Genomic DNA, 11,747 nt, shown 5'->3' with positions numbered 1-11,747 from the left:
AAGGAATTATGCAGCAGATTTAAAGAGTTACAGCGTCTTTTGAGCGTTTTATAAAACGCACGGCGCTGTAAAGGCAGGATGAAGAGCCGCATGGGTGACAAATTGCCTTGATTGTGAGAGAAGCCGGGTCGTCACACTCGCAAAGGCCAGGCCCGATGAACGACACGCACCGGACATCCTCCACGGCTCCCACCTCCCGCAAACGCCGTCAGAAGGGCCGCGACACCACGCCGCTGCCTGGCTCACATTCCAGCAAACAGCAGCGCGAGGGGCAGAGCAAGGCCAGTCCTGCGGCTGCGACCGGCACCGATAAATGGGCGCAAGCCCGTCGCGTTATGAAGACGGATCGTTTCCGCGCCAGTGCACTTCTGGCCGGTTTCGGCCTGTTCCTGTTGGCGGTGTCGCAAAGCCTGCCGCATGATTATGGCTTTACCGAACTGGGCGCGCTGTTCACTTTCTCGGTGTATGATCTGGTTCTGGCCATGATGGGCATCGCAGTCGCCTGCGCGATGATGCCCAGCGCCCGGCAATTCGCCATCACCATCGGTGTGTTTCTCGGCGTGCTATCGGTCATGCTGCTGTTTTTCGACCCGATCTTCGTCGTCATTCGCGACAGCGCGCTGGGGCAGGTGCTTTATCTGATCGCGCCGGTGGCCGTCGCCATCACCGGCGCCAGTCTCTGGCTTTCGGGGCGCTGGCGGGATTGGGCCATGCTGGCATCCGCTGCTGTTGTTGCCTTTTCCTTCTCGTTGTTTCTCGGCCTGGACGATTTCGGCGTCGGCATTCCGTCCTTTGCGATTGCCTCTGTGCTTTCGGCCCTGTGGATTATCCTCACTCCGGCCTTTCTGCTGCGCTGCTTCAAAGGCCCCTGGTTGAACATTCCCTCGCGCATCCTCGGCAGCTGGCTGCTGGTCATTGCCATTATCGTCACCGTCTCGCTCTATGTGCCGCTACCAATCAAGACCCAGCCGCCCGTCGATCTCGGTCAGCCGGACCTGTCAATCGATGGCGAGGACCCCGGTACGGCTCCGAGCGATCCCTCTGCCTTGCAAGACCCCTCTGCCTTGCAAGATAAGGGCGCCTACGGCTCGATGAATTCCAATGGTACGCAGGTGCCCGATTTTCTGGAAGAGGAGCCAAAGCCCGACCCCAATGCGCCCTCCGTGTTCGAGGGGCTGAAAACGCCGAAAATTGGTGGGTGACAATGCCTATGGCAGATGCCGGGTTTCTGCGGTCGGACGCGCAGTGGATGCCTGCGCCAGATGGGCGCGCATGCGGCGCGACAGCCAGTCGGTGAACACCAGCCGTCTTTCGTCGGCGGCAAAATCGCTATTGGAGACGGCAAGATAATGGGTGCCATCCTCATGAAACGCACCGAGCGCGGCCAGTCGTCCGGCTGCCATATCCGTCGTCACCATATGGATCGATGCCAGTGCGACACCCTGGCCGGCCATCGCCGCCTCAAGGGCCAGATAGAAATGCTCGTAGAAAATGTCCGACTTGAACTTGCGGCCCCCTGGCTGGGTCTTGCACCAGTTCAGCCAGGCATCGGGGCGCGAGCGGGTATGCAGAGCGGGCACGCTGGGGCGAGGCGCTTTGCTGAGGTCAGCCGCCACCTGCGGCGTGCAGACCATGCCCATCGCTTCCGGCGCCAACTCCCTCACATGCAGGCGAGGGTCGATGGCAAAATCGTTGCGCCGCACGGCAAGATCGACGTGATCGCGGCGAAAGTCGATTTTTCCGCCCGCTGCGAGAACCTTGACATCCAGACCGGTCCTCTCTTTCAGATCGCCCAGGTTTGGTATGAGGAATTTCAGGCAGAGCGTCGGTTCGCAGGAGACGATCAGGGGTTGGGCATAGGCATTGCTGCGAAAATCCGTGACGACATTTTCCAGATCCTGGAACACGGAGGCAAGCCTGGCCGCCAATTGACGACCGCGCTCCGTCAGGAAGACAGCCCGGTTGCGACGCAGGAACAGCGGCTCGCCCAGACTCTCCTCCAGATTCTTGACCTGCTTGCTGATTGCCCCATGTGTAACGTGCAATTCCCGGGCCGCCAGCACGAAACTTTCATACCGCGCCGCCACCGCAAAGGCCTTCAAAGCCCCCAATTGCGGCAGGCGCGCCATCCTCGATCGGAATTCGGAACTGTCGGGCATATGTGTGAATTTACCTCACGCTTTTGCTCGAAAATATATCGGTTTTCACGAAACACAACATATGATTGATAATCGTTGTCGGCGGGTTACGCCGATGAAATCGGAGCCATTTTCAATGCAAGGCAATATTTCAGTCTTAAAGCACAGCGATCCGGCCAATGTGACCAATATCGATGTCTGCCAACAGTTGCATGACTTCGATTTTGTGTTTCTTGAAAGTAACAATTTTCTCAATGCAATTCATCAAAACCATTTTAGCAGCCAGGATATCGCCGATTTTCAGGCCTCCTGGGATGACCTTAAGCCGGATACCTATATGGCCGACGGCGGCAAATATCGCCTTCGCCGGCACGCAACCCTGACGGGCGCGCCAAAAGGCGGGCCCGTCCATCTGGAAAAGCATCAGCCTCATTTTCAGGCGACGTCCTACAATCACTTAAATGGGGGCATTGAGCGCCATTTCGAGCCTGTATTGGCATCGACCATTGAAAATCCGGTGATGCAGGCGATTTTTTCCTTCGCGTCCAATCTCTTTGGTGCCCTGTCGCCTTTCTCCACCTGGCATGTCGAATTGCACCAGTTCCGCATCGAGGCCGTGCAGAACGGTGGCAAGCCGACGCCTGAGGGCGTTCACCGCGATGGCGTGGATTTCGTGCTGATGGTTCTCATCAAGCGTCATAATATCGTCGGTGGCGAGACCTCCATCCTTGATCGGGACGGTCGTACCTTGGCGGAATTCACCCTGGTGGAACCCTTCGATGCGGCCATTGTCAATGATGAGCGCGTCGCCCATGGCGTGACCCCGATCACCCGGCTCGATCCCGACCAGCAGGGCCTGCGTGATGTTCTGGTCCTGACCTTCCGCCGCAAATAAATGCAGATGTCAGCCGCGCGGACACGCGCGGCTGTTGCCGGATCCGGAGCCCGCATACTTATGGAACAAATACTTCTGATTGCTTCGATAACCTGGCTGGCCGTTCTCAGCCCCGGCGCGGATTTCGCCATGGTGTCGCGCAACAGCTTTCTCTATGGCCGCAAATCCGGGCTTGCGGCCTCGATGGGCATCGCCATCGCCTGCTGGTTTCATGTGATCTATGCCATGTTCGGCATTGCGATCATCCAGCACATTTTCCCCAATATTCTGGATATCATCAAATTCGTCGGCGCGGCCTATCTGGTCTATGCGGGCCTGGCTACGGCCTTCAGCAAGATACGAGATGTCGAAGGCAGTCTCGTTCCCAGTGACAGATCCATGGGCCGGGAAATGATGACCGGTATTCTGACCAATGGTCTCAATCCGAAGACGTCGATTTTCGTGATCAGTCTCTATACGCAATTCATCGGCAAGGACACGCCGCTGTCCCACCAATTGCTTTGGGGCCTGTTCATCTCCCTGTCGCATTTGCTGTGGTTTGCATCCGTATCGACCTTTCTGTCCAACCCGGCCATTCGAACTGTCGTGCTGCGTCGCCAGCGCGTGTTCAATATCCTGATCGGGGTCGTGCTCGCCTCGTTGGGGGCCATTCTCTTCACCGCGGGCACTTTGGGGAGTGGCGCGCAATGACCGCATCCATCTGTTCCTTCATCGATCTCGAAGGCGTTCTCGCGCCGGAAATGTGGCCTCATCTCGCCAAGGCATTCGGTATTCCCGAACTCCAGGCGACCACGCGGGAAATTCCCGATTACCGTCAATTGCTGGACCAGCGGATCAAGCATCTGGCCGATCACCACATTACCCTGGCCGAAATATGCGCCAGTGTCGCGGAACTCGATCTGTTCAATGGGGCAGCGGATTTCCTCGCCGCGCTCAAGCTGCGCGGGCGCGTGGTGATCGTCTCGGACTCCTTCAGCCCGATGAACCGGCATTTTATCGAGCAGATCGCTGCCGATCAGGTCCTCTGTCACAGTTTTCAGACCAATGACGAGGATATCGTCACCGGCTTCAACTTCTGGAACGGGCTGGCCGGAAAACATCTCTGCTTCGATGCGGTCGATACCGAGGGATGCGCCCATTTTGCAATGGGCGATGCATTGAACGACATTTCGATGATCCGGTCGGCAACCTATGGGGTGCTGTTTCAACCCTCGATGACGACCCTGCTGGCCGCACCCGATCTGCGGGCCACGTCATCCTATCGCGAAGTTCTCGAAGCCCTCGACGAGCTGATGTATAGCGACCACACACCGCCTGCCGCGAAGGCATCGACATTCCTGCGGAGTGCTTTCGGGTGATGGTTTTGGCGATACAGCGCCATGCGCCATATATGGCGCACAAAGGTTCGCTGTAGCTCTTTATATCTGCTGCATAATTTTCTCTTGAAACCAACTCCGGTTTAAAGAATTATGCAGTAGAGTCCGTGGGTTCCGGTTGAACCAGGCAGACTCTCATTTCTCTTGCTTTCGTTTGTCCTTTACGGAAAATCGGGTTGCCTTTTTCCTAACAGTCTATCCAATAGTCGCTGCTGGCAGGCGGCCAACGGCGATTATTGTATAGACTGTAAGGCAAGCTCTGCATCACCGCTCCCGGAAGGCCTTGTTGAAATAACTGGCCAGCGGTTTGGTGAGATAGGTGAAGGGCGAGCGCTCCGTCGTCTGGATAAAGGTTTCGACCGGCATGCCGGGCAGGACCTGCACATCACCCAATCGGGCAATTTCCTGTTCATCGGGCTTGATCTTCGCCTTGTAGAAGCTGTTGCCGGTCTTTTCATCATTGAACACGTCGGCGGAGACCTCAATCACCGTGCCATGGATATCCGGCGTCTGGCGGCGGTCGAAAGCGGCAAATACCAGATCGGCCTTCTGTCCGACATGCACCTGATCGATTTCATTGGGCGGCAAATTGGTGGTGATCACCAGGCCGACATTCTGCGGGATGATATAGAGGATCGGTTCCGCCGCTTTGACCACGGTGCGCAAGGCATGCACGGTCAGGCCGAACACCACGCCGCCGGTCGGTGCTGTCACTTCGGTCCGACCGAGGGTTTCCAGCGAGGAGACCCGTTTCTGGCGCAATTCGGCAATCTGCGCTTCGGCATTGCGCAGATCTGTGATCGATTGTTCACGCAGTTCGCCACTGACGTTCAAAATAGCGATTTCAATCTCGGCGATCTTGGCACGACTTTCGGCAATGCTGGCCATGGACGAGGCGATCTCGCCATCCGCCTCGACCTCGGACCGTTGCAGCGTCATCACCTTGCTGGTCTGGGTCAGGCCGTCGCGCAGCAATTTCTGCTGCACGGCCAGTTCCTCGCTGATCAATTGCCTTTGCTGGCGCAGTGCATTGAGCTTGGCGTTCAAGCCCTCGATTTGCTGGGCGGTCTGGTGCTTGCGCTCCTGCAATTGTCCGACCTGTTTGTCGCGGTTTTCCTGTCGCGCCTGCAACAGGTTGCGCTGGCCCTCGATAATCTCGCGCACATGGCTGTCGGTCCTGGCCCTTTCGATAAGTTCGGGGTCGAAGCTGATTTCGCTCTTGCCATCCTGCTCGGCGGTCAGCCGTCCGGCATTGCCGAGCAGCGAAAACAACTGGTTTTCAATGATCGTCAGCTCGGATTGGTCGAGCTTTTCATCCATCCTGAGCAGAACCTGGCCGGGCTGGACGATATCACCCTCCTTGACCAGCAAGTCCTGAACAATGCCACCGGCCTGGTGTTGCACCACCTGGCGGTTGGTTTCCACCTCCACCGTACCATTGCCGACCACGGCGCCCCGGATGGTGGTTAGCGTGCCCCAGGCACCCAGCCCCAGCACGAGGACGGCCAGCGCGCCATAGCCGAGCGCTGTGTGACCGCGAGCCTGCCAGGCGTGGCTTTGCGGGGTGGGCGGTACCCGGTTTGCCGCAGGGGATGCGGGCATGTTGGCCGGGGAGGAAGGGACCGGCGTCGATGTCTGGGAAAACAGGCTCATCGTCGCTCTCCTATGGCTTGCGCGGGGTGCCGGGTACGAAACCGGTCATGGTGGTTTCCTGTTTGGCATAGGCCTGTTTGGTATTGCCCTGCGCGCCAACCACTTGCTGGGCATTGCGCAGATGGGCGCGTAATACCTCGTCGCGCGGGCCAAACGCGGTGCGGGCGCCATGATCCATGATCAGCACCAGATCGCATTCCTCAATCGCCGCCGGGCGATGCGCCATGATCACGGCAGCACCGCCACTGGCCTTGAGGGCGCGGATTGCCATGTTCAGCGCCACGGAGCCTTCGGCATCCAGATTGGAATTCGGTTCGTCCAGAATGAGCAGGACCGGATCGCCGTAGAGCGCGCGGGCAAGGCCGATGCGCTGCTTCTGCCCACCGGAAAGCCGCTGGCCGGTTGCGGGCAGGGGGGTGTCGTAACCCTGAGGCAGTTTCAGGATCATCTCATGGGCCGCTGCCTTGCGGGCGGCGGCAATCACCTTGTCCGGGTCTGGATCGGCGGTGAGGCGGGCGATGTTTTCGGCAATCGTGCCTTCAAACAGCACCACGTCCTGCGGCAGGTAGCCAACATGGTCGGCCAGCCCGTCCGGGCCATATTGGTCCAAAGCGGCGCCGTCCAGCCGGATCTTGCCCGCCATCGGCTGCCAGACACCGGTCAGCAGCCGGGCAAGGGTCGATTTGCCGGAGCCACTGGGGCCGATCACGCCCAGCGCATGGCCGGGGCCAAGCTCGAAACTCATCATCCGCAGTGTCGCCACGCTTTCGCCTGGTGGTACGGCGGTAACCTGCTGGACCTGCAACAGCGCGCGGGGCCGCGGCAGGGTGGTGCGGGTGTCTTCTTCGGGGATCTGCTCCAGCAGGTTTGAGAGATTGCGCCAGCCTTCCTGCGCCCGCTGCATCAATCCCCATTGAGAAATGGCCGTCTCGATCGGTGCCAGCGCCCGGCCGATCAGGATCGACCCTGCTATCATCGCGCCAGCCTTGATTTCGCCGCGCAGCACAAGCCAGGCGCCGAGCGCCAGAATGGCCGATTGCAGGAAGATCCGGAAGGTTTTGGACACGGCGGTGTAAAAGCCGTTGGCATCCGAATAGGCAATATTGGCGGCGAGCGCCGTATGGCGCGTCGCCTGCCAGCGTGCGGCAGCACTCTTGCGCATGCCCAAGGCCTTCACCGTTTCACCGTCACGGGCCAGGGCCATCGTCATCTCGTCGCTGATCCGGCTGGCATCCGCAGCTTTTGCCTGGATGCGCTTCGTCCCGCGCTGGTTCAGCAGCGTCAGGGCAATCAGGACCAGCCCGCCCGCCAGCGCCAGATAGCCCATCCATGGATGGAAAACGAAGATCACGAACAGGAAAACCGGCGTCCAGGGAATGTCGAAAACCGCGAAGATCGCCGAGGACGCCAGCATTTTTTGCAGGGCGTCCAGATCACGCATGCCGCGTGGACCGGCAACGCCCTTGGAGGCCAGCGTCGAGCGATCGAGCAGGGCGCGAAACACCCTAATGTCGAATTCGCTCTGGAGCCGTGCTCCGATCCGGGCGGCGATGCGCGAGCGGGCGTGATCGAGAATGCCCATGATCGCATAGAGCAGGATGACCAGCAGGAACAGGACCAGAAGCGTCGCCTCCGAGCGCGCCGCCAGCACCCGGTCATAGACCTGAAGCATGAACAAGGGTCCTGTCAGGATCAGGAGATTGACGAAGAAACTGAACAGCGCAATGGACAGGAAGCCCGCCTTGCTGCGCGCCAGCGCTGCCCGCAATTCCTCGACGCCGCCGCGTGCGACTTGATTCCGGCTCATGAAGGTCCGGCTCATGAATGGTTCTTGATCATTGAAAACCCCTGGATCGGAGCCCGACAGAACAGCCACCCCTGGCTGAGACCTGCCCGGCCTCTGCATCATCCCCTCGAATGGGAATGATTTTTACAAATAATGCAGAAAAAACAAATTATTATGACGACAATCAGCATGCCTTGCCGAGCCCGGCTCTGCAATTCATTCCTTCAGGCCTTTATGCCAATCTTCACGATACGGCACAATTCCTTGAAGCCTGCCGGATGTAAAAAATATCCCATGTCGCAAACTTTTCGGCCAGACTTCAACCCGCTTGAATATGGGTTCAGCTTGAAACGGCGCTCAATTGCGACGGACACGACGCTGTCATCAGACGCCAGGTCACCCAGATATTTTATGGAGAAACAGCTTTCGGGAAAAGCTTTTACCTGGTCGGAGTGGAGTGATTCGAACACTCGACCCCCACGTCCCGAACGTGGTGCGCTACCAGACTGCGCTACACTCCGTGACCAGTGGCGCTCGTATAAACCAGGGTTTCACAATAGACAAGCGGGTGACTTCAAAAAAAATCATGGCTTTTCAACAGGGGCGAGAATGCCGCACGCAGAGGGTGCCGCGTGCCTTGGATGGTTGCGGAAAAATTGAGTTAATTATCTGTATTTAATGGATAATGTCGTATTTTAGCAATTTGGATTCGCGGTATTTCATTGTTACCGTTTTGAAACAAGTTGACGTGAGCGATAAACTTGGTGATTTCCAATTTAAGGTTTTGGGGATAAAGGCGAAAGACAAAGTGGCACAGGTGTGGCCGGGGCAGGGCTCTGCCAGGCCGGGCCGCTTGAAGCGGGTTACCAAGGGACAGAATTATGAATTTTCGGATCATGCTGACGGCTGGCTTGGCGCTGGCGCTGGCTGGATGTACCACGACATCGGGTGTCATACCTGTACAGAAGAAAAACCTGGTGGAAGAGCGCTGGGTCGGCCAGCCGGCGGGCGCCTTCTTTGCCAAGTTCGGGCCGCCGATCAATGACGAACAGGCTGGCGGTGCCACCGTCTATAGCTGGCGCGGTGGCTTCAGAACCCGCTCGGTCGCTCCGACCTATGCGCAAACGCCCGATGGCAAGCGCGGCAAGATCACCAAGGCCGGGCGCACTGAATATCTGCGCTGCGAAGTGCGCGTTACGGTCTCTCCGGATTATGTCATCCGTGCGATCAAGCCCGTCATCGACAGGCCTGTCGAAAGCGGCAAGACCTGGTGCGAAGAGTTTCTGGGCGGCGCATAATGCCGAGATCCGCGTGATGAGAGGCCGTGTAACCGTCAGTTGACGGTGCACGGTTTTCGAAAACGCATAAAGCATACGAAGATCGATCAAGGCGAGGTTGTCAGGCGACCTCGCCTTTTTTGTTGTGTGCGCCGTTTTGAGATTTGCGCTTTCACGCGCAGGCCTGTTTGTCGGATATTTCCAAGGTCTGGATGCGCGCAGAGGTTTTCGGCACTGGTATGATCTTGAGCCTTCGAATTTAGCCTACCTGTTTTAGGGGAAAATTAAATTTTAATTGTGTTATATGAAATCTATCGTAAAAAACGCCCATGATGGGTGGCCTGTCGTAGCCTTGCCCGGGCAAGAAAGCAGCGTCAGGTTCGTGAGAGCTTGCCTCTCCCTCTGTTCCATTCCCCCATCAATTTTAAGAGGCGAGGCATAATGTCTTTCTTGGCCAATGCGAGCATTCGCACGAAAATTCTGTCGCTCATTGTCCCTGTCTGCATGATCGGCATCGGCGGACTGGGCATCGTCGCAAGTACTTATAAGTCGACGGATACGGAATATTCCGACTTCATCGCCACGGACGCCATCGCTGCCAGCGAAATGTCTCGCTCGGTTACGTCTCTCCTGGCAATGGGCTATGGTGCCTACCAGGTGATTTCCTATGATGTCAGCAAGCTTGACACATCAAGCGTCAAATCGGCCTACACGGATTCGATTTCGACACTTTTCAAGCGTTTGGACAAGGTCAAGTCCCTGACGCCGGAAAATGCTGCCGATGTTGACAGCTTTGTCGACCGCGCTCGCGCCATTCAGGCATTAACCGACAAAGCCGTTCAGCTGGTCGCCGGGGGACAGCATGATGAGGCGAGAGTCCTGCTGGTAAAGGCGGATCCATTGATTGCCAAATGGCGCGACGATCTTCGGGACTGGAACAATGGCAACACAGCCGCTCTCCTCAAGAGAAGCGATGTCCTGTCTGACCAGACGAATTCAACCATTCTGAGGTCATTGACGATTGTCGGCGGCTTTATGCTCCTGGCCATCGTTTTGGCCCTGTTCGTTACCTCGCGTGGCATTATCGGTCCAATCGACAAGCTCCGCAGCCGGATGATAGCTCTTGCAAACGGTGAAACGCAGCAGGACGTGCCCGGCCTGTCGCGCAAGGATGAAGTTGGCCAGATGGCCGCCGCTGTTGGCGTGTTCCGCGACAATGCCATCGAGCGCGCCCGTCTGGAGCAGGAAACCGCGGCCAATCGCAGCCTCTCGGAAAAAGAGCGTTTGGAGCGCGAGGAGCAAAAGGCCAGGGAAGCGGCGGATATCCAATTCGCGGTCGATAATCTGGCAAACGGGCTTTCGCATCTGTCCGATGGCGACGTCTCCTATCGTATCGGCCAGCCTTTCGTCGCCCATCTGGATGGGGTGCGCGGCAGCTTCAACAGCTCGGCTGAAAAATTGCAGGAAGCGCTGACCCATGTTGCTCAGAATGCCCAGGCAATCGATGCGGGCGCCAACGAAATAAAGTCGGCGGCGAATGATCTGGCCAAGCGTACCGAGCAGCAGGCAGCCTCCGTCGAGGAAACAGCCGCAGCCCTGGAACAGATCACCACCACGGTGAAGGATTCGACCCGTCGTGCCCAGGAAGCGGGAACCCTGGTTTCACGCACCAAGGCCGGAGCAGAGCAATCCGGTGAGGTGGTGCGCCGCGCTGTGGTCGCCATGGAACAGATCGAAAAGTCATCGGCTGAGATTTCCAACATCATCAGCGTCATCGATGAAATCGCCTTCCAGACCAATCTTCTGGCATTGAATGCCGGTGTTGAAGCGGCCCGCGCCGGTGAAGCAGGCAAGGGCTTTGCGGTCGTTGCCCAGGAAGTGCGCGAGCTTGCCCAGCGTTCCGCCAACGCGGCAAAGGACATCAAGGCGCTGATCACCACCTCCAACAGTCAGGTCCAGTCCGGCGTGCTTCTGGTGGGAGAAACCGGTGCTGCCCTGGAAACCATGGTGGCCGAAGTGCAGGAAATTAACCGTCACGTCAGCGCCATTGTCGAGGCGGCCCATGAGCAATCGTCCGGCCTCCAGCAGATCAACACTGCCGTCAACCAGATGGACCAGGACACCCAGAAGAACGCGGCGATGGTGGAGGAATCCACGGCTGCAAGCCACGGCCTGGCAAGAGAAGTCGCCTCGCTGAACCAGCTGCTGTCGCAATTCAAGCTTGCTGGCGGCGGGCAAAGTGGGTTCAATGCTGGATCGGCCTATGCCGCGCCGGCTCGTGCCGCCCCCGTGCGTGCCGCTCATCCGGCACAGGCGCCGGTGGCTTCGCCCGCTCGCGCGCTTGGCCGCAAGATCGCCAGTGCCTTTTCCGGCAAACCGTCAGCGACGGCTGCTGCTGCCGATCAGTCCTGGGAAGAGTTCTGAGGCTAGAGGCTGTCAGACTGATAAGAGATTGCAGCCGCAGTGGCTGCAACGCTCAAAGGGGAGATCCCCTTGTAATTAAGGATATTACGCCGGAAAGCCTTGCTTTCCGGCGTTTTCGTTTGGAATGAACCGGATGGGTAGCCACAAGAGCAGGGGGGCTGACAGGGCCGGGGCGGCAGGAATTGCGCCATATCTTTG

At 58.1% G+C, this 11,747-nt stretch carries 11 protein-coding genes and 1 tRNA gene; 6 read left to right on the top strand and 6 right to left on the bottom strand.

All coding sequences use genetic code 11. The features are described 5' to 3' along the window. Positions 1-155: 155 nt before the first annotated feature. Positions 156-1,202, top strand: a complete 1,047-nt coding sequence (locus V6582_RS06145; protein WP_156631661.1) for a hypothetical protein — start codon at positions 156-158, stop codon at positions 1,200-1,202. A gap of 6 nt (positions 1,203-1,208) precedes the next feature. On the opposite strand, the gene V6582_RS06140 is transcribed toward V6582_RS06145, so the two are convergent. Both V6582_RS06140 and V6582_RS06135 read right to left on the bottom strand, forming a co-directional pair. Beyond that, positions 1,209-2,159 (bottom strand): LysR family transcriptional regulator, encoded by a 951-nt coding sequence (locus V6582_RS06140; protein ID WP_234889653.1) that lies wholly within the window; start codon positions 2,157-2,159, stop codon positions 1,209-1,211. Between the two features lie 136 nt (positions 2,160-2,295). Further along, positions 2,296-2,571 carry a hypothetical protein gene (locus tag V6582_RS06135; RefSeq protein WP_349508963.1) on the bottom strand — a complete coding sequence of 92 codons (276 nt, stop codon included), beginning with the start codon at positions 2,569-2,571 and terminating at the stop codon, positions 2,296-2,298. On the opposite strand from V6582_RS06135, the gene V6582_RS06130 reads away from it, so the two are divergent. From V6582_RS06130 to thrH, 3 genes are read left to right on the top strand one after another with little or no spacing between them, the layout of a single operon-like run. Continuing rightward, complete coding sequence (locus tag V6582_RS06130) at positions 2,476-3,033, top strand: 2OG-Fe dioxygenase family protein (protein WP_349508956.1); 558 nt, start codon at positions 2,476-2,478, stop codon at positions 3,031-3,033. The genes V6582_RS06135 and V6582_RS06130 overlap by 96 nt on opposite strands. 60 nt (positions 3,034-3,093) lie before the next feature. Then, complete coding sequence (locus V6582_RS06125; protein WP_156631659.1) at positions 3,094-3,723, top strand: LysE family translocator; 630 nt, start codon at positions 3,094-3,096, stop codon at positions 3,721-3,723. Further along, a complete protein-coding gene (gene thrH / locus V6582_RS06120) occupies positions 3,720-4,391 on the top strand; it encodes a bifunctional phosphoserine phosphatase/homoserine phosphotransferase ThrH (protein WP_156631658.1) in 672 nt (223 codons plus the stop codon). The genes V6582_RS06125 and thrH overlap by 4 nt, the downstream gene beginning before the upstream one ends. A gap of 282 nt (positions 4,392-4,673) precedes the next feature. On the opposite strand, the gene V6582_RS06115 is transcribed toward thrH, so the two are convergent. From V6582_RS06115 to V6582_RS06100, 4 genes are all read right to left on the bottom strand, one after another. Further along, entirely contained in the window at positions 4,674-6,062 is a 1,389-nt protein-coding gene (locus V6582_RS06115) for an HlyD family type I secretion periplasmic adaptor subunit (protein ID WP_156631657.1), read from the bottom strand. A 10-nt stretch (positions 6,063-6,072) separates the two neighbouring features. Further along, a complete protein-coding gene (locus V6582_RS06110; protein WP_156631656.1) occupies positions 6,073-7,869 on the bottom strand; it encodes a type I secretion system permease/ATPase in 1,797 nt (598 codons plus the stop codon). A 203-nt stretch (positions 7,870-8,072) separates the two neighbouring features. Further along, positions 8,073-8,318 (bottom strand): hypothetical protein, encoded by a 246-nt coding sequence (locus V6582_RS06105; protein ID WP_197434364.1) that lies wholly within the window; start codon positions 8,316-8,318, stop codon positions 8,073-8,075. Then, positions 8,293-8,369: transfer RNA gene (locus V6582_RS06100), tRNA-Pro, on the bottom strand. The genes V6582_RS06105 and V6582_RS06100 overlap by 26 nt, the downstream gene beginning before the upstream one ends. A gap of 360 nt (positions 8,370-8,729) precedes the next feature. On the opposite strand from V6582_RS06100, the gene V6582_RS06095 reads away from it, so the two are divergent. Together V6582_RS06095 and V6582_RS06090 are read left to right on the top strand one after the other, a co-directional pair. Continuing rightward, on the top strand, positions 8,730-9,146 hold the full coding sequence (locus V6582_RS06095) for a hypothetical protein (protein ID WP_156631655.1): 417 nt from the start codon (positions 8,730-8,732) through the stop codon (positions 9,144-9,146). 420 nt (positions 9,147-9,566) lie between these two features. Further along, positions 9,567-11,549, top strand: a complete 1,983-nt coding sequence (locus tag V6582_RS06090) for a methyl-accepting chemotaxis protein (RefSeq protein WP_156631654.1) — start codon at positions 9,567-9,569, stop codon at positions 11,547-11,549. Positions 11,550-11,747 lie beyond the last annotated feature (198 nt).

This window comes from Agrobacterium vitis, assembly GCF_037039395.1.
Classification (GTDB): Bacteria; Pseudomonadota; Alphaproteobacteria; order Rhizobiales; family Rhizobiaceae; genus Allorhizobium; species Allorhizobium vitis_E.
Note: the sequence above shows the minus strand (reverse complement) of the source record. Positions and strands in the feature narration are given on the sequence as shown.